Source organism: Bradyrhizobium sp. WSM1253 (assembly GCF_000244935.1).
In the GTDB taxonomy this organism is placed as follows: domain Bacteria; phylum Pseudomonadota; class Alphaproteobacteria; order Rhizobiales; family Xanthobacteraceae; genus Bradyrhizobium; species Bradyrhizobium canariense.
On the sequence record NZ_JH600073.1, the window covers coordinates 4,986,232 to 5,007,989 of the forward strand.

A 21,758-nucleotide genomic window follows, 5' to 3' on the forward strand; every position below is an offset into this window, starting at 1 on the left:
CTTACATGGGCGAAGCCAGGATCCTGCTACGTGAGGCGCCGGTCGCCGGCAGCGCAGCCGAAGTCGAGCGCAAGCTGAGCGTGGTCGAGCTGTTGTGGAACGATGGGTTTGTCCGCAAGGCCGTCATTATCCTGTTCCTCGCGGCGGTCTGGGAGGCCTACGGCCTCGCCCTCGACAATCCCCTGTTGTTTCCGACGCTGCACGACACCGTCATCACGATGTTCGAGCGTGTGAAGGACGGCACCATCCCGATGCGCGTCTGGGCTTCGCTCAAAGTGCTGTTCATGGGCTATTCGGCCGGCATTGTGCTGGCCGCGATCTTCACCGTGCTCGCGATCTCGACCCGTATCGGCACCGATTTCCTCGAGACGGTCACGGCGATGTTCAATCCGTTGCCGGCGATCGCGCTGTTGCCGCTCGCTTTGATCTGGTTCGGTCTCGGCAACGGCAGTCTGGTGTTTGTGCTGATCCATTCGGTGCTGTGGCCGGTCGCGCTCAACACCCATTCCGGCTTCAAGAGCGTGTCCAACACGTTGCGCATGGTCGGCCGCAATTACGGCCTGCGCGGGCTGCCCTATGTGGCGAAGATACTGATTCCCGCGGCCTTCGGCTCGATCCTCACCGGCCTCAAGATCGGCTGGGCCTTCGCCTGGCGCACGCTGATCGCGGCCGAGCTGGTGTTCGGCGTGTCGTCGGGGCAGGGCGGGCTCGGCTGGTTCATCTTCGAAAACCGCAACCTGCTCGACATACCTGCGGTCTTCGCCGGCCTCTTGACGGTGATCATCATCGGGCTTTTTGTCGAGAACCTGATCTTCCGCGCCATCGAGCGGAACACCGTGCAGAAATGGGGCACCCAATCATGACCAAGAAGAAACTAACGCCCGACCAGCTCCGCAGCGCGCGCTGGTTCGCACCCGACGATCTCCGCTCGTTCGGCCATCGCTCCCGCACCATGCAGATGGGCTACGCGCCGGAGGAGTGGAAGGACCGCCCGATCATCGCGATCCTCAACACCTGGTCGGACGCGCAACCTTGCCACATGCATTTCAAGTCGCGCGTCGATGACGTCAAGCGCGGCATCCTGATGGCCGGCGGTCTGCCGCTGGAGCTGCCGGCGCTGTCGCTGTCGGAATCGCTGCTCAAGCCGACCACGATGCTCTATCGCAATCTGCTGGCGATGGACGCCGAGGAGCTGCTGCGCAGCCATCCCGTCGACGGCGTGGTGCTGATGGGCGGCTGCGACAAGACCACTCCGGCGCTGCTGCTGGGCGCGACCTCGATGAACATCCCGGCGATCTATCTGCCGGCCGGTCCGATGTTGCGCGGCAATTGGAAGGGCAAGACGCTCGGCTCGGGCTCGGACGGCTGGAAATATTGGGACGAGCGCCGCGCCGGAAAAATCTCCGAGAAGGACTGGCTCGACATCGAAGCTGGCATTGCGCGCAGCTACGGCACCTGCATGACGATGGGCACGGCTTCCACCATGACCGCGATTGCCGAGGCGATCGGCATGACGCTTCCAGGTGCCTCCTCGATTCCTGCCGCCGATGCCAACCACATCCGCATGGCCTCCGAATGCGGCCGCCGCATCGTCGAGATGGTCTGGGAAGATCTGACGCCGAAGGCGATCCAGACCCGCAAGGCGTTCGAGAACGCGATCGCAGTGGCGATGGCGATGGGCTGTTCGACCAATGCGATCATCCATCTGATCGCGCAGGCTCGCCGCGCCGGTCTCGACATCGGTCTCGACGATTTCGAGATTGCGAGCCGCAAGGTGCCTGTCATCGCCAATGTGCGGCCGAGCGGTGATACCTATCTGATGGAAGACTTCTTCTATGCCGGCGGCCTGCCGGCGCTGATGGGACAGATCAAGCCGCATCTGCATCTCGATTGCATCACCGTCACCGGCAAGACTCTCGGCGAGAACATCGCGCAGGCCGAGGTCCACAATGACGACGTGATCCGCTCGATCGACAATCCCATCTACAAGGAAGGCGCGCTCGCCGTGCTCAAGGGCAATCTCGCGCCCGACGGCTGCGTCATCAAGCCGAGCGCCTGCGCGCCGCGCTTCCTCAAGCACACTGGGCCTGCGCTGGTGTTCGACGATTATCCGTCGATGAAGAAGGCGATCGACGATCCCGATCTCGACGTCACCGAAGACCACATTCTCATCTTGCGCAATGCGGGGCCGCAGGGCGGACCGGGCATGCCGGAATGGGGCATGCTGCCGATCCCGACCAAGCTCGTGAAGCAGGGCGTGCGCGACATGGTGCGCATCTCGGATGCGCGGATGAGCGGCACCAGCTACGGCGCCTGCATTCTGCACGTAGCCCCCGAATCCTATGTCGGCGGACCGCTGGCGCTGGTGCGGAACGGCGACCGCATCACGCTCGATGTCGCCGCCCGCACCATCAATCTCGATGTGTCGGAAGCCGAGCTCGACAAGCGCCGCGCCGCCTGGAAGCAGCCCGAGCGCCGCTTCGAGCGCGGCTATGGCTGGATGTTCACCAAGCACATCAAGCAGGCCAATGACGGCTGCGATTTCGACTTCCTCGAGACCGATTTCGGCGCGCCGATCGGCGAGCCCTCGATTTACTAGAGAGCGTGAAAATGACGAAACTTACCGAAGCCACCCGCAACAAGCTCAAATCCGTCTCCACCGCCACCGTCGCCACAGCGCTGTTCAAGCGCGGCCTGCGCATCCAGATGATCCAGGATGTGCACCCGCTCGGCGCCAACCAGCCGACCATGGTCGGTGAAGCCTTCACGCTGCGCTATATGCCGGCTCGCGAGGATCTCAACACCATCGACGTTTTCAAGGACCGCTCCCATCCGCAGCGCAAGGCGGTCGAGGATTGCCCGCCAGGCAGCGTGCTGGTGATGGACAGCCGCAAGGACGCGCGCGCCGCTTCGGCCGGTGCGATCCTGGTCACGCGCCTGATGAAGCGCGGTGTCGCCGGTGTCGTCACCGATGGCGGTTTTCGCGACTCGGCCGAGGTCGCCAAACTGGGGATCCCCGCCTACCACCACCGCCCGAGCGCACCGACCAATCTGACGCTGCATCAAGCCATCGAAATCAACGTGCCGATCGGGTGCGGCGACGCGCCGGTGTTTCCCGGCGACGTCATTCTTGGCGACAGCGACGGCGTGATCGTGATTCCCGCGCATCTTGCTGACGAGATCGCCAACGAGACCTTCGAGATGACCGCGTTCGAGGACTTCGTCACCGAAGAAGTCAACAAGGGCCGCGGCATTTTCGGTCTCTATCCGGCGACGGACCCGCAGACGCTGACCGACTTCGCCGCATGGCGGAAGGCGAACGGAAGGTAAAGGCCGACAACTCGTCCCACAATCTCCGTCGTCGTCCTGGCGAAAGCCAGGACCCATTACCCCAGGGAGTAATTTGGCGAAGACTCGGAGTTGTCGTGTTTTCGCGCGGTACTGACACCGACCTTCTTCGGATAGATCACGCGGTATGGGTCCTGGCTTTCGCCAGGACGACGATGGGGAGGCATATGAACGCCTACACCCCGGCCTCCGCCATCCCAGCCGCCCACAGCGCGAACGCATAGACGATCGCGACTTCATCGAGCCGGTTGAAGCGTCCCGAGGCGCCGCCGTGGCCGGCGCCCATGTTGGTGCGCAGCAACACCGGGCCGCCACCGCTCATCGTCGCGCGCAGGCGCGCGATCCATTTGGCGGGCTCCCAGTACGTGACGCGCGGATCGGTCAATCCGCCCATTGCCAGGATCGCGGGATAATCATTCGCCGCGACATTGTCGTAGGGCGAATACGACAGGATGGTGCGGAAATCCTTTTCGCTCTCGATCGGGTTGCCCCATTCCGGCCATTCCGGCGGCGTCAGCGGCAGCGTGTCGTCAAGCATGGTGTTGAGCACGTCGACGAACGGCACTTCGGCGACGATGCCGGCGAACAATTCGCCGGCGCGGTTCGCCACCGCGCCCATCAGCATGCCACCGGCCGAACCGCCGTGGCCGACGATGCGCTTTGCGCTGGTGTACTTCGCATCAATCAGTGCGCGGGCGCTGGCCGAGAAGTCGTCGAACGAATTGGTCTTCTTCTCGCGCTTGCCGTCGAGATACCAGCCCCAGCCCTTGTCGGCGCCGCCGCGGATATGGGCGATGGCGTAGACGAAGCCGCGATCGACCAGCGACAGGCGGTTGGCGCTGAACGAAGCCGGCATGGCCATGCCGTAGGAGCCGTAGCCGTAGAGCAGAAGCGGCGCCGCGCCATCGAGCGTGAGCCCGCGGCGATGGAGGATCGAGACCGGCACCTCGGCGCCGTCATGCGCCTTCGCCATGATGCGCGTCGTAACGTAGTCGCTCGCATTGTGGCCGGACGGAATCTCCTGCCGCTTGCGTAGGGTACGCGTCCGCTTGACCATGTCGTAGTCATAGACTTCCGACGGCGTCGTCATCGACGAATAGGCGAAACGCAAATTCGTCGTCTCGAATTCGTAGGAGCCCATCGTATCCAGCGAATAGGCCGCCTCGTCGAACGCGATGGCGTGCTCTTCCTTGGTCGCGAGGTCGCGGATCACGATCGACGGCAACGCATTGGCGCGTTCCAGCCACACCATGTGGCCGGCATAGAGATCGAGATCGATGATGTAGATGCCCGGGCGATACGGGATCAGATCGCGCCAGTTCTTGCGCTCGGGTGATGCCAGCGGTGCGGTGACGATCTTGAAGTCGATCGCGTCGTCGGCGTTGGTGAGGATGAACAGTTCGTCGCCACGGTCGGCCAGCGAATATTGCACGCCTTCCTCGCGTGCCGCGACCAGGCGCGGCGGTGCGTCGGGATGGGCGAGGTCGATCAGCCGCTGCTCGGAGGTCTCGTGGTCGCCGCCCGCGACGACGCAGAAGCGCCCGCTGGTGCTCTCGTGCAGATGGGTGAACCAGCCGGAATCCTGCTCTTCGTAAACCAGCGTGTCGTCTGCCTGCCCAGTGCCGAGCTTGTGCCGCCACACCTGCATCGGGCGGTGATTGTCGTCGAGCTTCACGTAGAAGAACGACGTTGCGTCCTTGCTCCAGACCACGCCGCCGTCGGTCTCCTCGACGACGTCGTCGAGGTCCTTTCCGGTCGCCCAGTCGCGCACGCGGATGGAGAAATATTCCGAGCCTTTGGTGTCGGCGCTCCAGGCCTGCAGCCTGTGGTCATTCGAGTGCCGGCTGCCGCCGAATTTGAAATAGGTGTGGTCCTTGGCGAGCGCATCGCCGTCGAGCACGATGTGGCCCTCGCCGCCATCGCGCGGCATGCGGCCGAACAGCTCGTGCTGGCCGCCTTCGCGGAATTTGCGGAAATAGGCGAAGGGACCATCCGGCGACGGCACGCTGGAATCGTCCTCCTTGATCCGCCCCCGCATCTCGCGCACCAGCGTCTTTTGAAGCGATGAGGTGTGGCCGAGCAGGCTCTCGGTGTAGACATTCTCTTCGTCCAGATATTTGCGGATGTCGGGATCGAGCACCGCGGGGTCGCGCAGCACCTCCTGCCATTTCTCGTCCTTCAGCCAGGCATAGTCGTCGGTCACGGTGATCCCATGCCGCGTGAAGGAATGCGGCCGGCGCGGGGCGACGGGGGGCTGGGAAGGTGGTTTGGCTTGTGTCACTCGATCCTCATCATGTCACGTTCGCGCGCGGCTTCTTCTTCACCGCGCCCCGCTTGCGGGGAGAGGTCGGATTGCATCGAAGATGCAATCCGAGTGAGGGGGGCTCTCCGCGAGTCTCGCTGTCACCGTCCTCGTGGAGACTCCCCCTCACCCCAACCCTCTCCCCGCAGGCGGGGAGAGGGAGAAGATGCGTCCTGCCTTATATCGTCCCGATTCCACGAATTGCCAGCGCCACTGCGCCAAGGACTGCGCCAGAATAGCGTCAAGTCGCCGGGTTGTTGATCGGTCCCTTCTATGCTTTAGGCTTCCTAATCCCCGCCGCCGGTCCAGCCTGATGCTGTTCAATTCCTACCCGTTCATCCTGCTGTTCCTGCCGGCCGCGCTGGCAGGCTATTTCCGGCTCGGGCGGCGCAGCAATCTGGCCCCGGTGATCTGGTTGGCGGCGGCCTCGCTCACTTTTTATGCCATCGGCAATTGGCAGTTCGTAGCCCTGTTGCTGATATCGATCGCCTTCAACTATGGCATAGGCCATCTCCTCATCGTAGCGAAGCTTGCTCGGTCGCAGCGAAAGGCCGCCCTTGCCCTCGGCGTCGCCGGCGATCTCCTCGTGCTTGGCATCTTCAAATATGCCGGCTTCGTCGCCGAAAACGTCAATGCACTGGCCGGCACGCATTTTGCGGTCCACATCCTGCTGCCGGTCGGCATCTCCTTCTACACCTTCACCCAGATCGCGTTCCTGGTCGATGCCTGGCGCGGGCAGGTGGCGGCCTACGCGCTGCCGCACTACGCGCTCTTCGTGACATACTTTCCGCATCTGATCGCGGGGCCAATCCTTCACCACAAGGACATGATTCCGCAATTCGAGCGGGAGGAAACCAAGCATCCGCATGGGCATCTGATCCTGTGCGGCCTCATCATCTTCGCGATCGGCCTGTTCAAGAAGACGTGCCTCGCCGACGGAATCCAGCCGCTGGTCGCGCTCGCCTTCGATGCGCGCGCGCCGAGTTTTGATCAGGCCTGGCTTGGCTCGCTCGCCTACACCTTCCAGCTCTATTTCGACTTCTCGGGCTATTCGGACATGGCGATCGGGATATCGCTGATGTTCGGCATCTTCCTGCCGGTCAATTTCAACTCGCCCTACAAGGCCACCAGCATCGTCGAGTTCTGGCGACGCTGGCACATGACGCTGTCGCACTTCCTGCGCGACTATCTCTACATTCCGCTCGGGGGCAACCGTCGCGGCCGCGTGCTGCGCTACGTCAATTTGATGCTCACGATGCTGCTCGGCGGGCTCTGGCATGGCGCGGCCTGGACGTTTGTCATTTGGGGCGCGCTGCACGGCGCCTATCTCTGTATCAATCACGCCTTCAACGCGCGGGTGCCGAATGTTCCGAAATTGCTCGCGCGCCCAGCTCGCGTCGCCGGGGCCGTGCTGACCTTTCTCGCCGTCGTTGTCGCCTGGGTCTTCTTCCGGGCCGAGCGGGTCGATTGGGCCATGCGGATTCTGAATGCGATGGCCGATCCGGCGAATATCGTGTTCGGCCGCGAGGAGATTGCGGCGTCGGTGATGGTCGCAATTTATGCCGCGCTGGTGTGGCTGGCGCCGAACACGCAAGGAATCATGGGGTACGACCACGCCAATCGCAGGGTCGGTGGCGGCCTGATAGCCGGACGGATGCAGCCGCTGGTCCTCTATGGTGCGTCGCTGGTGCTTGCGTTCGGGGTTTTGGGTATCCAGAGCCACAGTGAATTCATCTATTTCCGGTTCTGATGCAAGGCGCGTTCACACATCCAGGGCGTCTTCTCCTCGCGAGCATCGCGTGCGTGCTGGGCGCGGCTGCGCTCACCTATGTCATCGATCCCTTGCAGCTGTTTCGCCCCTCGCGCCTCGTCGCGCCGTTCTATTCCGATGACACGCGCGTGCAGAATGCCGGGCTGATCCGCAGCCAGTTGTTCGACGCCGCCTTCATGGGCACCTCGCTCGCGATCCATTTCCGCCAGAGCGACATCGATCATGGGCTTGGCGTGCACTCGCTCAAGCTGGCGATGACCGGCTCCAATTCGCGCCAGCAGGGTTTTGTGCTCGAGCAGGCCATCGACCGCGGCGCAAAACGCGTGATCTGGGCGATGGACGATTTCATCTTTGTCGATGCGGCCGACATCGAGACCGATCCTTATCTCTCTGCCGATCTCTATCGCGGGACGGCAAAGGGCATCGCGTCCTACCTGTTCAGCGCGGCGATGGCGAAGGAATCCCTGTTTGCGTTGCTGCGGTCGGTTCCGCCGCTGCGGCAGCCGCTGACCCGGGCCGCGCCTTATCTGCCCGTCAAGTTTGCGTTGGCCGACGTCGACGACATCTATGCGCTGCCGCGCGATATCGACGTCGCGCGCGCCTATAATGCGAAAAGGACGCTCGCGGCCTTCGCCTATATCACCGATCCCGTACGCAGCCGCTTTCTCGGTGAAGGCTATCGTTACGATGCCATGATAACGCATTTCGAACGCGACGCCGTCGGCCTGATCGCGCGCCATCCGGACGTGACCTTCGACATCTACTTCCCGCCCTATTCGATCCTGCAATTCGTCGCGATGCGCGACGCTTCGCCTGCGACGCTGAAGATCGTCACCGACCTCACCGCCGTCATTGCGCAGCGCCTGACGCAGCTTCCCAATGTGCGCCTGTACGATTTCCGGGCGATCAAGGACGTGACGCATAACCTCGACAATTACGGCGACGTCATCCACCATTCGCCGATCGTCGATGCGAAGGTGCTGTCGTGGCTGGCGCGTGGGGAATATCGGGTGGATCCGAAGGCGCCGCTTGCCTCGCTGGAGGAACTGAAGGCGCAGGTCGAGGCGTATCGGATCCCGCCGCTGCCGTAGCCCGCATGAGCGAAGCGACATGCGGGGACTCACGCAAGAATCCCGGGTGTCGCTCCGCTCACCCGGGCTACAAGATTGCTCCCCCAAGGGGAGAAGGAAAAAAGACGCTTACGCCGCCACCTCTTCGCCGAGATACGCAACCGCCGCTTCGAGCCCGCCCTTGCCGTGCGGGATCTTCAGCGCGTTCAGCCCGACCTCGATCACCCCCAACGTGCCGAGCAGCATCGGGGCGTTGACGTGGCCCATATGGGCGATGCGGAAGGCTTGTCCCGAGAGATCGCCGATGCCGGTGCCGAGCACGACGCCGCACTTCTCCTTGCAATAGCGTTGCAGGATTGCGGGATCATGGCCGTTGCTCATGGTCACTGTGGTCACGGTGTTGGAGCGTTCGCTGGCTTCCGCGATGTTGAAGCCGAGCACCTGGCCTTCCGACCATGCGCCGACCGCGCGGCGCGCGGCTTCGCCGAGCAGGCTGTGGCGGCGGAAGGCGTTCTCCAGCCCTTCCTCGTGCAAGAGGTCGATCGCCTGGCGCAGCGCGAACAGCAGATGAACCGGCGCGGTGCCGGCATATTTGCGATAATGCTCGCTGCCTTCGCGCTCGCTCCAGCTCCAATAGGGTGTCGCCATATTGGCCTTCTTGTGGACCTCGAGCGCACGCGCATTGGCCGTGACGAAGCCGAGGCCGGGCGGCGTCATCAGGCCCTTCTGCGAGCCCGACATCGCAACGTCGATGCCCCATTTGTCCATCTCGAACGGCATGCAGCCGAGTGAGGCGACAGTGTCGACCATGTACAGCGCCGGATGACCGCTCGCCTTGATCGCCTTGCCGATCGCCTCGATGTCGTTCTGCACGCCTGAGGCGGTGTCGACCTGGACGACGACGACGGCCTTGATGGTGTGCTCCTTGTCGCGGCGCAGGCGCTCCTCGACTTCGTGCGGCCGCACCGCGCGGCGCCAGTCACCCTTGAGCACCTCCACCTCGGCACCCATCAGCGCCGCGGCATGGCCCCAGCCGATCGCGAACCGCCCGCTTTCGAGCACCAGCACCTTGTCGCCGCGCGACAGCACGTTGCTCAATGCTGCTTCCCAGGCGCCGTGACCGTTGGCGATGTAGATGTAGGACTTGCCCTTGGTGGCAAACAGTTTCGAGATGTCGCTGAGCAGGCTCTCGGTCAGATCGGTCATCTGCTTGGAGTAGATGTCGATCGCCGGACGATGCATCGCCCGCAGCACCTCGTCGGGCATATTGGTGGGCCCGGGGATGGCCAGAAATTCCCGGCCCGCGCGAACGGTCATTGCTGTTGGTCCTTGTTGCCTGAGAACAGGATGGTGGGTCGCTGATTCACACTTTTACGCGGCGCTGCGGTGCAAGAAAAGGCCGGAAAACGCAGGTCTGACGTGGGTTATCTCTTAGTCTCGCGGCAGCCCGCATCTTCGGCTTCCTCCACCGAGCAGAACCAGCGCGTGCCCTTGCTGATCTTCATCTTGATCTGCGCATACCAGCGGCTGGTCGGCCGGTGATAGATGCACTCGCCGGCGGTGTTGACGTTGCCCTTGATGGTGCAGTCCGGCGAGGGCGCGACGGGCCCCGAGGCCGAAGCGAGCAGGATCGCATGCGCGCCGTCGGGCGGCTTGGTGGCGCCGAGGATGGTGGTCTTCTTGTTGCGCACGCGCCAGTCCCAGGGCGCGATGAAGGCGCCCTGCCACATCCCGGCCTTGGCCTCCCGCGCGGCCTTCTCGTCCGCCTCATAGTCGTGCGACATGCGGGTGTAGGCCAGCGCCCAGCCTGCGCGCACCAGCCATTTCTGGATATCCTCGCCGCCGACATCGCAACGCGCCACGGTGCGGCCGCGCCGGTCGATCGACCTCGCATGGCAGACCCAGTTCTTGCCGTCGACATATTTGGCGAGCTCGTCGCGGGCCGCGATGCCGCAGGTCCAGCGCTCGCCCTTGTTGTTGAGGCAGAGCTGGTCGACCGCGGGCGCGTCGATGCCGCCGAGCCTGATCCGCGTGTTGCCGATCGCCACCGCGTCGCCGGCGCGGACCTTTGCGGTGCCGGTGATGTCGGCGGCCTCAGCCTGCGACGCCAGGCCGGGCAAGGACAAGGCGAGCAATGACAGCGCAATCAGGAATTTTCGCAACATGCCGGTCCGCGTGTGATGAAAATTGCGATAGACCTCGCAATTGTGGTCGGCTTTTGTCCGCCCGGCCAGCATATGCCTGGCACTTGGGCTTTCAACTTCCCGTCATCGAGCGAAGTTTTGTAGGGTGGGTTAGCCGAAGGCGTAACCCCACCTCTTTCGTCTCCACGGCGGCAGAAGTGGTGGGTTACGCTTCGCTAATCCACCCTACGAAACCTATCCCCGCGTCATCGCCCGCTTGGCCACCGCCAGCGCCATCAGCACGAACGCCGACGTCACCTCCGGACCGCCGACCAAAATCCGCGTCGGCGTCTTCATCTTGTTCCATTCATAGGCACGGAACGGGCCGCGGCGGCCGCCTTCGCCGAGGCTCGCGACGATCACGTTCAGCGCCGGCGCAAAGGCGCGCGGGTCCGCACCGAGATGGCCGAGCGCGATCAGCGCGAGCGCTGCGTCGAACACGTTCATCTCGGCGGCCATCAGCTCGCCCTTGACGTAAGACAGCACGCGGTGGCGGATGAAATCGAAATCGCCGTCGGGATCGATGATCGCCTGCGCCGCCAGCGGCAGCGCCAGGAAGGCGGCATAACAGCGGCCGAAATAGGCGCTGTAGAGCTCCGGCAGATAATAGATGTGCGAGCGCGGATTGGCGAAGGCGCCGCTCGCCGCCAGCCGCTTCTGGAAGCCGATGATGCGATGCACGGTGGCGAGCCGCGCCGGCGTCTCCAATACTTTCCAGCGCGCGAGGTTGCGAAAGCTGACCTCGAGAATGTCGAGATTGAGCGTCGGATCGAGATCGTTGCCATAGGGCCGCTCGCCCTTGAGATTGTCGATCCAGGTCGCAACCCCGCCCTCATAGTCGATATTGTCGTTGATCGGCACGGTCACGCGCGGCTCGTTGACGCCGGCGCGCACCTGATAGCCTGCATAGAAATCCAGCAGCGGCTGGTCGAGGATCGGATCGGTGCAGCCGGCCTGCGTCGCCGCGGAGATCGAGCACGCCGTGGTGTCGCAATCCGGCACGTAGACGCCGAAACCGAGGTCCTGCTTGATCTGGGCGAAATAGCGTGAGAAGCGCGGATGCGGCGCCGGCGCGAGCGCGGTGATGACGTTGAACCGCGCCCCGTCGATGCCCTCGACCTCTTCGCGGCTGATGTTGACGCAGAAATCGACCATGTCGGCAACCGCGCGCTTCGCCGCCGTCATCTCGGTAGGCGAGGCGAGACCGCTCTCGACATAGCCGAGCAGCGCCTCGATGAAGAACGCGTCGTAATAGGCCGAGCGGTGGCGGATCTGCACCGGCTCCCACATCGGTTCGGCAACCCCTCGCCAGGGCGGATTGACGACAGCGCGCGCCGGCGATCGCGCGATGAAGACACGGGCGAGGTTGAACAGCAGCGAGGAGTTCTTGTAGCCGCGCGCGTTGAGACCCGAGAGCGCGATGGTCAGCTCGCGGCCGCGGAAATCGGGGTCGCCGATCAGGTTGAACGCAGCGTAGGTCGGCAGAAAGCCATTCTTGCGGTACGAGCCCAGCAGATGCTGCGCGCAGTCGCGGATCACGCCGTCGATCTGCGATTGTTGCGGCATGGCGCCGGTGAACATGGCCGGCGGCGGCTTGGGATGATCCAGCGCGATGCTGTCGACGAGGTCGGCAACGGGCTGGCCGACCGCCGCCCAATCGGGCTCGGCCTCGTCGCGGGCGCGCACCAGCGCGTGGCGCAGCCGGGCCAGTTTGCCTTCATCGCGCAGTTCGGGCAGACCGGCCCGGCGGAGCAGCACCCGCAATGCGGGATTGCCGAGGGCGGTCTTGTAGAACTTGGCCAGATGCGGATCGCCGCTGGCCGCAACGGACAATACGGGATCGCAGACGTCGTAAAGCGAGGGGCCGTCCTTCCGCGCCGTCAGCGCCCGGCAGGTGGCGCCGGCAAAATATTGAAAGCTCATGAAATACCTGGTCGCGGGAATTTGGCCGAGGGCGCCGGCCGGCACGCTCCCAGCCGCGTGCCACCCCCTGCAAGTCGTTGAAAAAGCTACCCGGATTCGCAGGAAATACAAATGTGATGACAGTCACAGAAAAAGCCGGCACGAAGCCTGCATAATCAGGCTCCGGAAGGCTACGGGGACGCAAAAAAATCACACTTTTGGCGGTGCAAATTAGCGCGTACTTCCAGTGACTTAGCTCAAATTTTCGGCGATCTATTGCGGGGGAGGCGATATCCGGTTAAGGCTTTGTTTGGTGCGGCGCCGCAAATTGCGCGCAATTCGGGGGCACACCCCGGCCAATCCCTCAAACCCAAAGACGCTATCGCGCTACTCAAACAGTGTGCGCGTGCTTGGCTGGTCTTTGGCAGTGACAGGAATGACGCGAGATGAATGTAACGCAGCTCGACATTTCCCGACGCACGATCGCGCTGGCCGCAGCCCTCATCGGCACGGTCTCGCTCGTGATCGGCGCCCATGCTGCCCTGAACATGCGGGCGCTCGATGCCGCCAAGGCCGTCTCGACCGACCAGGTCACCGGCTCGATCGGCCAGGCCTCGCGTCTCGCCCTCGTCATCGGCAATGGGCACTACCCCGACGCCAATGCGCCGCTGACGCAGTCGATCAACGACGCCCGCGCGCTGTCTTCGTCGCTGCGCAAGAACGGGTTTGACGTCGACATGGTGGAAGACGCGACCAAGGACGACATGGTCCGCGCCGTCAATCGCCTGAAGTCCCGGATCAAGCGCGACACCGTCGTCATGCTGTTCTTCGGCGGCTACGGCGTGCAGGCCGGCCGCGAGAGCTACATGCTGCCGGTCGATGCCGTGATCTGGAAGGAAAACGATGTCCGTCGTCAGGGCGTCTCCATCGAAGGCGTGCTCGACATGATGAAGGAGCAGGGCGCCAAGGCCAAGCTCGTCGTGGTCGACGCCTCCCGCCGCAATCCCTATGAGCGCCGCTTCCGCTCCTACAGCCACGGCCTCGCGCCGATCAGCGCGACGGACAATGCGCTGATCCTCTCCTCGGCTTCGCCCGGCAAGGTCGTCGACGACGGCAAGGGCGAGCACAGCGTGCTTGTCAGCGAGTTCCTCAACAACCTCAATGCCCAGGGCAGCGCCGAGAGCGTCTTCAACAAGACCCGCCTCGCCATCTCCCGCGCCAGCGAAGGCGACCAGGTCCCGTCCGTCTCCTCCTCGCTGCTTGAGGACGTCCATTTCGGCGAAGCCGGCGGCTAGTTTTTCTTAGGTCTTGTAGGGTGGGCAAAGGCGCAACGCGCCGTGCCCACCATCTCTCCAACATTTCGATAGAAGACGCGCTCTATAGAAGACGTGGGCACGCTTCGCTTTGCACACCCTACGATGTGCGTGTTTAACGCACATCTGCCTCTCCATCGTCATTGCGAGCGGAGCGAAGCAATCCAGAATCTTCCCGCGGAAAGATTCTGGATTGCTTCGTCGCTTTGCTTCTCGCAATGACGATTGTGGCGATTACTTCGCCGCTTCCGCAGCCATCACCGTGCGCACCGGATCGCCTTCGCGCAGCAGCGCGCCGGCGCGGGCCACGACGATATCGCCTTCGTTGAGGCCGTCGCGGATCTCGATATTGCCGCCCGACATCAGTCCGACCTCGACGCGCTTGGTCTCGACGCGGTTGCGGCGGATCACCTGCACGACGGTGCCGGCGGAGGAATACTGCACCGATGTCAGCGGCACCGCGACGTTGCAGCTCTGGCCCGACTTGATCAGCGCGCGGCCGCTCGCATTCAGCAACAGCCGCTTCTGCGAGGAAATGCCGATATAGACCATGCCTTGCTGGATGTTCGGCTCGACCGTCGGGCCGATGCGGCGCACCTTGCCGTCGATATCGCCCGCGCCGGCGATGCGCACGGTCGCCACCTGGTTGACCGCGAGCTTGCGCATATCGCTGGTCGCGACGAGGGCGACGAGATCGTACTCGCTGCGCGCCACGATCGTGAACAGCGCCTCGCCCTTGGCGGAGGCGAGGTTGCCGATCTGCGCGGTCGACGTCGCGATCACGCCTGCCACGGGGGCGGTGATCTGAAGTGTGCCGCCCTCGGGCAGCGCCAGCCGCGCCAGCACCTGGCCTGCGGTGATGGTGTCGCCGGCTTCCGCCAGCACCTCCGTCACCTTCAGGCCGGGCCGCTCCGGCCGCACCGAGCTTGCCTCGCGCGCGAGGATGGTGCCGGTGCCCTCGACGATGTCGGAGAAACAGGATTTTGCGACCTTCAGCACCGTGACCGCCGGCCCCTTGGGCGCGTCGTCATCGGCGGCGGCAGCGGGCTGGGCCGACAGCAACAGCAGTCCGGTGAGCGCAACGAGATGTCTGGAAACAGAACGCGCAGGCAATGAACGCATGGGTCATTCCGGTTGGGGCCTTGACGGCCTTATCGTTAGCAGAAGCGATCGCTGCGAGCCAAGGGCACATCAGGGCCGGCCGAATGAGAATGCCGCAGCAGCACGGGCGGCGCGATGCCGCCCGTGATTTAGTCTTCGGGACCGGCGCCAAGGTTCGCTGTCTTCCACTGTCCCTGCGGCCATCCTTCGAGACGCCCGCCTGCGGCGGGCCCTCAGGATGAGGTCATGCTTCGCGGCGGGATGTCAGACCCTCATGGTGAGGAGCCCGCCAAAGCGGGCGTCTCGCACCATGCAGGCCGAACTCATCCCGCAGCGGAGCAATCTCACGGCAGGCTCAAGAACTCCACCCAGTTCGGCTTCTTGCCGGTGGCATAGGACTTCAGCTTGGCGAGCGCGCCGCTGCTCTGGTCGATGGCATAGACCGTCATGCTGTCGGAGAGCTCGCCGACTGCGGCGAGGTAGCGCCCGCTGGGATCGATGTGAAAGCCGCGCGGCTGCTTCTCGGTCGGCACGCTGCCGATGGTGGTCAGCTTGCCGGTGGTTGCATCGACCTTGTAGGCGGTGAGCGTGCTGGTGGTACGCTCGGAGGCGTACAGGAAACGGCCGTCGGGGGTAATGTGGATGTCGGCGGCCCAGGGCTTTCCGGTAAATCCTTCCGGCAGCGCGCTGGTGCGCTGGATCTCGTCCCATGCGCCGCCCTTGGCCTCATAGGCGAACGCCGCGACGTCGCCGTTCAGCTCGTGGAGGAGATAGACGAACTTGCCGTTGGGGTGGAACACGAAATGCCGCGGCCCCGATTTCTCTGGCACCTTGTGAGCCGGCGGATCGCTCGGCGTGAGCGTGCCGGTCGTGGCGTCGAACGCGAAGGCAAGAATCTGGTCGGAGCCGAGATTGGTCGCGAACGCGAAGCGGTTGTCGGGCGAGGGCAGGAAGGCGTGCGCGTTCAGCCCGGTCGGGATCACCTGCTTCGGCTCGCCCGCGACGCCGTTGGCGAGCAGCGGATTTAGCGCGACCTTGTTGCCGCCATAGGAGGCGCTGAACAGGAATTTGCCGCCGCGGTCGATGGCGATATTGGCCATGCTGTCGGCGAGCGGGCCGTTGCCGATATGGCTGAGCTGGCCCGTCTTGGGATCGATCGCAAAGCTCACCGCAACGAACGGCTGCGAGCGGACACCGGCGATCAGCACGCGATGATCGGGCGTGATCGCGAGCGGCGTCGAGGAGCCGGGCTTTTCGACGCCGGTGAAGGCGGCCTTCTGCACGGGCGTCATCTCGCCGCTCTCGGCCATTTTGAACACGCTGATGTCGTTACTGTCGGCATTGCCGACATAGGCGAAGGTCTCGGCCATGCCGGCGCGGACTCCAGAAATGAGAGTGAGGAAAGCAAGCGTGGTGGCGATCGCGGCGCGGGGTACGCCGGATCTGATGCGTCGGGTCGGTCTCAGCATGGGGTCCCTCCTGGATGCCGGTGCGGCATTTGTCGTTTTGCCGGGAGGATAGCGGCAGCCGCCCCGCCGCACCAAATTCCAATTGGGATCGATTGATGCCGAAATGGTATCGGTGGGAGGCTTACCGTATCGCCGCTGTGCGGGAGGGCAGATGGGGCCCGGGCGGGGTGTGGGGCGGCCCGAGCACGGTCCACACGGTGACCGCGAGCAGCGCGCAGGTCAGGATCGTCCAGGCGACAAGTCGTTTCCGCATCAGGCCGAATCCGTCAGTCATATGAATGAGAATGCTCCCGGGGGTGGGCCTGGCGATCGTGCGCTGCAAATCGCGGCGATCCTATGAACTCGTTCACAGGCGAACCGAACCAATGCCGCGCGAGCGCATTGAACCGGCATGCCCCGTGAAAACGATCTCGAAGGTAAGCCCGACATGGGCGGCAAGCATGGCGGTCAGGCGGGCCAGCCCAAGTCGCCGCCGCGCCCGCGTCAGGCCGAGCGCGATGAGGACGTCGTGGCAAAGCGCCACACCGGCCAAACCGATCCCAACTCCGCGCCGACCAAACCAAAATAGCACCTCGCCCGCGCCGCTCGCGGACTGGGAACGGCAGCCTCGCCTTGCCGTTACCCTGATCCCGCGGGCGGAGCAGATCGAAACGGAGGCTGGCACGTGTTTTGGATTTATTGGGACACCGCCTGGTCGCTCATCATCAGTGGCATCATGTTCGCCACCATCGTCGCCCATCCCGACGCCGAGTTCGTCGAGATCCACGCGGCCAAGCAAATCAAGTGAGCCCGCGCCGTCCGGTTCAAGGCGCATCGTTGCATGCTGCGCCGCGCCCGGGACATTAGAATTCAAAATCTCAAATCATGCTGCCGGGCATGAAGCAGCGGATCTTGGCGCGGCCGTTGACGTAATACGGCCAGACCATGGTGCGGCCGGCGCGGTTCGGCTCGGTGATCACGGTGTCGTCGGGCACCTCGATCCAGTCGCCCAGGAGTCTCACGCGATAATGTCCGTTGCTCGTGTCCCAGTCGACATCGTCCAGCGCCGTGCTGTCGGCGTCGGCACAGCAGGGACCTCCGCCCTTGCTGTGCAGGCTCTCGAACCAGCCCTTGAGGGGAGAGTTCGCGTAGCGACCGTCGTCGCGGGCCTGCACGGATGGGCCGATCATGGCAGCAACCGCTACGAGAGTGATCATCCTGAATGCCGCGATCGCCATATCTCCTCGCTCGATCTCGCGCGCGCAAGAGCGCAGACGAGGAGCCGCCTGCGCTGCACGTGACGCAATGCCGGCTGGCGCCCGCTGATCGGGTTCCAGCCGTCTCAGCAGGGCAACCGCGAGGGTCGATGTTTGATCCTATTTTCAAGGGCGCGGACTTATCGAGTCCGCGCCCTGCTTCAGCTCTAACCCGGCAAGCGGTCAGTAGTCCCAGAACACCGGCACCCAACGGAAGGCGTCGCCGTCGGCTGCCACCCGGCCCACGGACGGGAACGGCAGGTGCGTCGCCACCAGCATTTCGCCGGTCTCGGCAAGCTGTCGCAACAGATGAACGCGAACGCGCGCGGCCTCCTCGGGGTCGTGCTCGAAGCCGTTAAACCAGTCGGGTTGCTCGAACCCGACGGCAAACACGGCATCGCCGGCGAATGTCAGCGCGTCATCGCCGGACGCCATGCGAACCACGCTGTGTCCGGGGGTGTGACCGCCGGTGCGACGGGCGATGACGCCGGGCGCAATCTCGTGCTCGTCATCGAACAGCCGCAGCTGAGGGCCGTACTCCTTCAGGAACTGCTTGGCGGTCGATCGAAGCGCGTCCGGAAACCCTTCCGGCATGGCAGTGCGGGAGAAATCAGGCTTTTCCCAAAATTTGACCTCGGCGGCCGCGACATGGATACGCAGGTCCTTGCGCAGCTGCTCCTTCACGCCGTCGACCAGCAGGCCGCCAATGTGGTCCATGTGCAGATGGGTCAACACCAGATCGGTCACCGCCGAAAGATCGATGCCGGCGGCCGCCAGTCGCCTGATCAACTGTCCGGCGCGCGGCAAGTTCAGGTTCGGGTCCGAGCCCAGTCCGGCGTCGATGAGGATGGTCTTGCCGCCGCTGCGGACCATGACGGCGTTCAGCGCCCAGTCGAAAGCGTCCTGCGGCAGGAACATGTCGTGCAGCCAGGTCGCCCGCACCGCCGGGTCAGCGTTGTGCGCGAGCATCTTGGTCGGCAACGGCAGCACGCCGTCGCTGACCACCAGCACGTCGATCTCGCCGATCTTCAGCGCGTAGCGCGACGGAACGAGCTCTTCGGGTCCCGATGACACGGGATATGAGGTGTTGTGCAGATTCATGTTGGTCTCCTGTTTTGAAGGGTTGGGCGCTCGGTTGGTGTTGACTCTGGCTGGTCATGGTTGAGCAGGCCGCGCCGCCAGGGAGAGCGCGGCCGTCATCGCTTGGTGGATTAGAGGCTCGTCACGCGTTCATCGCGCGGTCCAGCCGCCATCGACGGAGATCGTCGTCCCGGTGATCTGGTCGGCCGCGGCCGAGCACAAGAAGGCGACGGTGCCACCGATCTGCTTCGGGGAGGCGAAGTCCAGCGACGGCTGTTTTTCGGCGAGAAGCTCTTCGGCTGCTTGCTTCTGGCTGATGCCTTTCTCCGCCGCGATGTCGCTAATCTGTTTCTCCACGAGCGGCGTGCGCACCCAGCCGGGACAGACCGCGTTGCAAGTGACGCCGCTGCCGGCGGTTTCAAGGCCTACCACCTTGGTAAGGCCGACGAGGCCATGCTTGGCCGCGACATAGGCTGCCTTGTGGGCGGATGCGACGAGACCATGCGTGGAAGCGATGTTGACGATGCGACCCCATCGCTGCTTTTTCATCTGGGGCACGGCCGCAGCGATGCCGTGAAATGCCGCCGACAGATTGATGTCGAGAATGGTCTTCCACTTGGCGGGCGGAAACTCCTCGACTGGTGCGGTGAACTGGATGCCGGCATTATTGACGAGGATGTCGAGCCGTCCGAATTTTTCGATGGTCGCCTCGATCATTCCGCGCACGGCCTCGCCATCCGACATGTCGGTGCCGTCATACGCGACGCGCACGCCGTCCTCGCGTTCGATGCCGGCCCTGATGTTCTCGATCGCTCCCGGTTCGCCAAAGCCGTTCAGGACGATATCGGCGCCGAGGCTGGCCAGCTCTCTTGCGATCCCGAGGCCAATGCCGCTGGTCGATCCGGTGACGATCGCTACTTTGCCTTTCAACATGAAAAACTCCTTTCGATGATGGTTGCCGGCGACGTCAATCGCGGCGGTGAATGTCGTGGGTGACGATGCCGAGTTCGGAAGGCGGCGGCTCGAGGCGCCGTCCGTCGGCAAGCGTGCGGCGGATGTCGTCCCGCCCGCTTTGCCAGTGCGCGCGCATCGCCTTCGGTCCGAACTCGTAGTCCTTGGAGTGACCTTCGTGGAGCTTGGACTGGTAGATCAGGTGGATGATGTTGTGGGAGCGGTGACGGGCGAGCTCGGCGATGGCGTGCATCTCCGGATCGTTTCTTGCGGCCTCCGGCAATCTGTCGATCGTCCGCTGCAGCGCCTGACGCATCTTCTGCATCCGCAGCGCCTGGTCGGTGACGGCGCGGGTGCGACTGGAATACTGAATGTCCTTCTGTCGGCTCGAAACCTCCATCATGTCGTGCGGCACGCGGCCCCGCGCCGACCAGAGATCGATCTGGAACGTCAGCGTGTCTTTCGCATCGCCCGACAGCACGCGGGAGAGAGGCGTGTTGGAGACCACGCCACCATCCCAGTAGTGCTCGGAGTCGATTTCGACGGCGGGAAATCCGGGCGGCAGCGCGCCCGAAGCCATGAAGTGTTTCGGACCGAGCCGCCGCTCGGCTGTGTCGAAATAGGTGAGATTGCCGGTGCGGACGTTGACCGCGCCGACGCTGACGCGCACTTCGCCCGAGTTCAGCCGGTCGAAATCGACCAGCTGTTCCAGCGTCCGCTGCAACGGCGCCGTGTCATAGAAGCTGGTCGACGCGTCGCCCGAGAAGGGCGACCACAAGGGCGAGGGGAAGCGCGGCCTGAAGAAGCCGGGCTGGCCCTGGAACAGCGCGCGCATCGCGGCAAGCGTGTTGTGCAGGGAGTTGAAGTCGAACGCGAAGGGTAGCGCGCCGGCCAGTCCCTCGCCGGCAGGCCATTCCACCGGGGTTGCGCAGATCGTCTCCCAGAACTCGCGCAGCCGCGCCACGCGCTCGTCTTCCGGGGAGCCCGCGATGATGGCGGCGTTGAGCGCGCCGATCGAGATGCCCGCCAGCCAGTTCGGCCGGATCCCCGCCTCGTGCAAGCCTTCGTAGACGCCTGCCTGGTAGGCGCCGAGCGCGCCGCCACCCTGCAGCACCAGCGCAACGACATCGTAGGGCAGCGGATTGACCGGTCGTGCGGAATCGATTTGTTCGCGCGTCACGTTGAACATGGCGACTACTCCTTGCAATGCGACCCGTTCGGTCAGCCGGCCTGTGTTTCGGTCAGGATTTCAGCTTCGGCTCCACGCGATCGCGCCACCGCGGACCGCTCCAGATAGTCGTGCACCACGGTTCCTAATCCGAGCGTCAGGTCGGCAACGATATGCTTGGCCGAGAGCACCTGAAGAACCGGCAGCTCGGCGACCGGCGCGAGCGCGTGGGAGAAGAGATCGAGCGCGGCGGGCCCCGTCCACGCGCCCTTCACCGTCACGTCTTCGAGATGGAAGCGGACCAGCTCGCAAATGCGCGCGGTGCCGTCGACATGCGGAATGATCTTCAGCAGGAAATTTGGCGCGATGAGCTTCCGTGCTTCGGCGGAAAGATCGAGGGCGCGATGCTTGTAGCCCATGGTGCCGGTGGCGATGCGCACCGAACCGTAGTCCAGCGTACCGACCAGGGTATCGGTCTCGACGGCCAGCTTCGGCTGGGCCAGCTTCTTGGGAAAGCCCCACAGCTCGCGGCCACCGGCGATCGGCGGATGGTCGTTGAGGAACATCTGGTGGACGAAGCTGCCGGTCTGGCCGCGGAAGGACACCGGGATGATCTGGCCGCTTTCCGTGTAGTCGCCGAAGCCGGTGGAATCGGGCATGCGAATGAATTCGTAATTCACCACAGGCTCGGTCAGCTCCAGCGGCTCCGGCACGATCCGGCGCAATGCCTCCGGGTCGGTCCGGTACTGGATGATGAAATATTCGCGATTGATGAAGCGATACGGGCCGGGCGGGAAAGCCGGGTTCGTCAGCGGCATCGCGAACGCGAGGTTGCGGATCTGCTGGTTCATGCTGTGGGCTCCTG

Annotated in this window: 20 protein-coding genes; 8 read left to right on the plus strand and 12 right to left on the minus strand. The window is 64.1% G+C overall.

Features of this window, described 5'->3' with window-relative positions; all coding sequences use genetic code 11:
- The first annotated feature begins 5 nt into the window (after positions 1-5).
- Genes BRA1253DRAFT_RS25085 through BRA1253DRAFT_RS25095 form a run of 3 tightly spaced genes read left to right on the plus strand, consistent with a single transcriptional unit; the run spans position 6 to position 3,330 of the window.
- On the plus strand, positions 6-863 hold the full coding sequence (locus tag BRA1253DRAFT_RS25085) for an ABC transporter permease (RefSeq protein WP_007598972.1): 858 nt from the start codon (positions 6-8) through the stop codon (positions 861-863).
- Positions 860-2,599: an L-arabinonate dehydratase gene (gene araD / locus BRA1253DRAFT_RS25090; RefSeq protein ID WP_007598974.1), complete on the plus strand. Its 1,740-nt coding sequence runs from the start codon at positions 860-862 to the stop codon at positions 2,597-2,599. Before BRA1253DRAFT_RS25085 ends, araD begins: the two co-directional genes overlap by 4 nt.
- Before the next feature lie 11 nt (positions 2,600-2,610).
- Complete coding sequence (locus tag BRA1253DRAFT_RS25095; protein ID WP_007598976.1) at positions 2,611-3,330, plus strand: ribonuclease activity regulator RraA; 720 nt, start codon at positions 2,611-2,613, stop codon at positions 3,328-3,330.
- 193 nt (positions 3,331-3,523) lie between these two features.
- Here the strand turns inward: BRA1253DRAFT_RS25095 and BRA1253DRAFT_RS25100 are convergent, their stop codons facing one another.
- Positions 3,524-5,629 (minus strand): S9 family peptidase, encoded by a 2,106-nt coding sequence (locus BRA1253DRAFT_RS25100; RefSeq protein WP_007598978.1) that lies wholly within the window; start codon positions 5,627-5,629, stop codon positions 3,524-3,526.
- 334 nt (positions 5,630-5,963) lie between these two features.
- Here BRA1253DRAFT_RS25100 and BRA1253DRAFT_RS25105 point away from each other — a divergent pair, with 334 nt between their 5' ends.
- Positions 5,964-7,400, plus strand: coding sequence for an MBOAT family protein (locus tag BRA1253DRAFT_RS25105; protein ID WP_007598980.1), 1,437 nt, complete (start codon positions 5,964-5,966; stop codon positions 7,398-7,400).
- Positions 7,400-8,512, plus strand: coding sequence for a hypothetical protein (locus BRA1253DRAFT_RS25110; protein ID WP_007598982.1), 1,113 nt, complete (start codon positions 7,400-7,402; stop codon positions 8,510-8,512). The genes BRA1253DRAFT_RS25105 and BRA1253DRAFT_RS25110 overlap by 1 nt, the downstream gene beginning before the upstream one ends.
- A gap of 108 nt (positions 8,513-8,620) precedes the next feature.
- Here BRA1253DRAFT_RS25110 and BRA1253DRAFT_RS25115 read toward each other — a convergent pair whose 3' ends face one another.
- From BRA1253DRAFT_RS25115 to BRA1253DRAFT_RS25125, 3 genes are all read right to left on the minus strand, one after another.
- Positions 8,621-9,808 carry an alanine--glyoxylate aminotransferase family protein gene (locus tag BRA1253DRAFT_RS25115; protein ID WP_007598984.1) on the minus strand — a complete coding sequence of 396 codons (1,188 nt, stop codon included), beginning with the start codon at positions 9,806-9,808 and terminating at the stop codon, positions 8,621-8,623.
- Positions 9,809-9,915: 107 nt separating this feature from the next.
- Entirely contained in the window at positions 9,916-10,656 is a 741-nt protein-coding gene (locus tag BRA1253DRAFT_RS25120; protein WP_035995378.1) for a thermonuclease family protein, read from the minus strand.
- 213 nt (positions 10,657-10,869) lie between these two features.
- Positions 10,870-12,597 carry a hypothetical protein gene (locus BRA1253DRAFT_RS25125; RefSeq protein WP_007598995.1) on the minus strand — a complete coding sequence of 576 codons (1,728 nt, stop codon included), beginning with the start codon at positions 12,595-12,597 and terminating at the stop codon, positions 10,870-10,872.
- 425 nt (positions 12,598-13,022) lie between these two features.
- Between BRA1253DRAFT_RS25125 and BRA1253DRAFT_RS25130 the strand changes: the two genes are divergently transcribed.
- Positions 13,023-13,871: a caspase family protein gene (locus tag BRA1253DRAFT_RS25130; protein WP_007598997.1), complete on the plus strand. Its 849-nt coding sequence runs from the start codon at positions 13,023-13,025 to the stop codon at positions 13,869-13,871.
- A 252-nt stretch (positions 13,872-14,123) separates the two neighbouring features.
- Here the strand turns inward: BRA1253DRAFT_RS25130 and BRA1253DRAFT_RS25135 are convergent, their stop codons facing one another.
- The 3 genes from BRA1253DRAFT_RS25135 to BRA1253DRAFT_RS44875 all read right to left on the minus strand — a co-directional run bounded on the left by BRA1253DRAFT_RS25135 (position 14,124) and on the right by BRA1253DRAFT_RS44875 (position 16,733).
- Positions 14,124-15,011 (minus strand): efflux RND transporter periplasmic adaptor subunit, encoded by an 888-nt coding sequence (locus BRA1253DRAFT_RS25135; protein ID WP_007598998.1) that lies wholly within the window; start codon positions 15,009-15,011, stop codon positions 14,124-14,126.
- 323 nt (positions 15,012-15,334) lie between these two features.
- The gene (locus BRA1253DRAFT_RS25140; RefSeq protein WP_007599001.1) at positions 15,335-16,459 is read right to left on the minus strand and encodes a beta-propeller fold lactonase family protein; all 1,125 of its coding nucleotides are present in this window, start codon (positions 16,457-16,459) and stop codon (positions 15,335-15,337) included.
- Between the two features lie 121 nt (positions 16,460-16,580).
- Positions 16,581-16,733: a hypothetical protein gene (locus BRA1253DRAFT_RS44875; protein WP_210161956.1), complete on the minus strand. Its 153-nt coding sequence runs from the start codon at positions 16,731-16,733 to the stop codon at positions 16,581-16,583.
- Between the two features lie 117 nt (positions 16,734-16,850).
- Here BRA1253DRAFT_RS44875 and BRA1253DRAFT_RS43710 point away from each other — a divergent pair, with 117 nt between their 5' ends.
- Together BRA1253DRAFT_RS43710 and BRA1253DRAFT_RS45885 are read left to right on the plus strand one after the other, a co-directional pair.
- The gene (locus tag BRA1253DRAFT_RS43710; protein ID WP_157158619.1) at positions 16,851-17,027 is read left to right on the plus strand and encodes a hypothetical protein; all 177 of its coding nucleotides are present in this window, start codon (positions 16,851-16,853) and stop codon (positions 17,025-17,027) included.
- A 96-nt stretch (positions 17,028-17,123) separates the two neighbouring features.
- Positions 17,124-17,246: a hypothetical protein gene (locus BRA1253DRAFT_RS45885; RefSeq protein WP_007599008.1), complete on the plus strand. Its 123-nt coding sequence runs from the start codon at positions 17,124-17,126 to the stop codon at positions 17,244-17,246.
- Between the two features lie 70 nt (positions 17,247-17,316).
- On the opposite strand, the gene BRA1253DRAFT_RS25145 is transcribed toward BRA1253DRAFT_RS45885, so the two are convergent.
- The 5 genes from BRA1253DRAFT_RS25145 to BRA1253DRAFT_RS25165 form a co-directional block, all read right to left on the minus strand.
- Entirely contained in the window at positions 17,317-17,676 is a 360-nt protein-coding gene (locus BRA1253DRAFT_RS25145; protein WP_007599010.1) for a hypothetical protein, read from the minus strand.
- 201 nt (positions 17,677-17,877) lie between these two features.
- Entirely contained in the window at positions 17,878-18,795 is a 918-nt protein-coding gene (locus BRA1253DRAFT_RS25150) for an MBL fold metallo-hydrolase (RefSeq protein WP_007599011.1), read from the minus strand.
- Positions 18,796-18,924: 129 nt separating this feature from the next.
- Positions 18,925-19,707 carry a 3-hydroxybutyrate dehydrogenase gene (locus tag BRA1253DRAFT_RS25155; RefSeq protein ID WP_007599012.1) on the minus strand — a complete coding sequence of 261 codons (783 nt, stop codon included), beginning with the start codon at positions 19,705-19,707 and terminating at the stop codon, positions 18,925-18,927.
- Positions 19,708-19,741: 34 nt separating this feature from the next.
- Positions 19,742-20,914, minus strand: coding sequence for a patatin-like phospholipase family protein (locus tag BRA1253DRAFT_RS25160; RefSeq protein WP_007599013.1), 1,173 nt, complete (start codon positions 20,912-20,914; stop codon positions 19,742-19,744).
- A gap of 32 nt (positions 20,915-20,946) precedes the next feature.
- A complete protein-coding gene (locus BRA1253DRAFT_RS25165; protein WP_007599014.1) occupies positions 20,947-21,744 on the minus strand; it encodes an acetoacetate decarboxylase in 798 nt (265 codons plus the stop codon).
- Between the last annotated feature and the right edge of the window lie 14 nt (positions 21,745-21,758).

Bases quoted from the DNA above. Each gene is read 5' to 3' on its own strand.
- BRA1253DRAFT_RS25085 (WP_007598972.1), top strand. From the start codon at position 6: ATGGGCGAAGCCAGGATCCTGCTACGTGAGGCGCCGGTCGCCGGCAGC.
- araD (WP_007598974.1), top strand. From the start codon at position 860: ATGACCAAGAAGAAACTAACGCCCGACCAGCTCCGCAGCGCGCGCTGG.
- BRA1253DRAFT_RS25095 (WP_007598976.1), top strand. From the start codon at position 2,611: ATGACGAAACTTACCGAAGCCACCCGCAACAAGCTCAAATCCGTCTCC.
- BRA1253DRAFT_RS25105 (WP_007598980.1), top strand. From the start codon at position 5,964: ATGCTGTTCAATTCCTACCCGTTCATCCTGCTGTTCCTGCCGGCCGCG.
- BRA1253DRAFT_RS25110 (WP_007598982.1), top strand. From the start codon at position 7,400: ATGCAAGGCGCGTTCACACATCCAGGGCGTCTTCTCCTCGCGAGCATC.
- BRA1253DRAFT_RS25115 (WP_007598984.1), bottom strand. From the start codon at position 9,808: ATGACCGTTCGCGCGGGCCGGGAATTTCTGGCCATCCCCGGGCCCACC.
- BRA1253DRAFT_RS25120 (WP_035995378.1), bottom strand. From the start codon at position 10,656: ATGTTGCGAAAATTCCTGATTGCGCTGTCATTGCTCGCCTTGTCCTTG.
- BRA1253DRAFT_RS25125 (WP_007598995.1), bottom strand. From the start codon at position 12,597: ATGAGCTTTCAATATTTTGCCGGCGCCACCTGCCGGGCGCTGACGGCG.
- BRA1253DRAFT_RS25130 (WP_007598997.1), top strand. From the start codon at position 13,023: ATGAATGTAACGCAGCTCGACATTTCCCGACGCACGATCGCGCTGGCC.
- BRA1253DRAFT_RS25135 (WP_007598998.1), bottom strand. From the start codon at position 15,011: ATGCGTTCATTGCCTGCGCGTTCTGTTTCCAGACATCTCGTTGCGCTC.
- BRA1253DRAFT_RS25140 (WP_007599001.1), bottom strand. From the start codon at position 16,459: ATGCTGAGACCGACCCGACGCATCAGATCCGGCGTACCCCGCGCCGCG.
- BRA1253DRAFT_RS44875 (WP_210161956.1), bottom strand. From the start codon at position 16,733: ATGACTGACGGATTCGGCCTGATGCGGAAACGACTTGTCGCCTGGACG.
- BRA1253DRAFT_RS43710 (WP_157158619.1), top strand. From the start codon at position 16,851: ATGCCCCGTGAAAACGATCTCGAAGGTAAGCCCGACATGGGCGGCAAG.
- BRA1253DRAFT_RS25145 (WP_007599010.1), bottom strand. From the start codon at position 17,676: ATGGCGATCGCGGCATTCAGGATGATCACTCTCGTAGCGGTTGCTGCC.
- BRA1253DRAFT_RS25150 (WP_007599011.1), bottom strand. From the start codon at position 18,795: ATGAATCTGCACAACACCTCATATCCCGTGTCATCGGGACCCGAAGAG.
- BRA1253DRAFT_RS25155 (WP_007599012.1), bottom strand. From the start codon at position 19,707: ATGTTGAAAGGCAAAGTAGCGATCGTCACCGGATCGACCAGCGGCATT.
- BRA1253DRAFT_RS25160 (WP_007599013.1), bottom strand. From the start codon at position 20,914: ATGTTCAACGTGACGCGCGAACAAATCGATTCCGCACGACCGGTCAAT.
- BRA1253DRAFT_RS25165 (WP_007599014.1), bottom strand. From the start codon at position 21,744: ATGAACCAGCAGATCCGCAACCTCGCGTTCGCGATGCCGCTGACGAAC.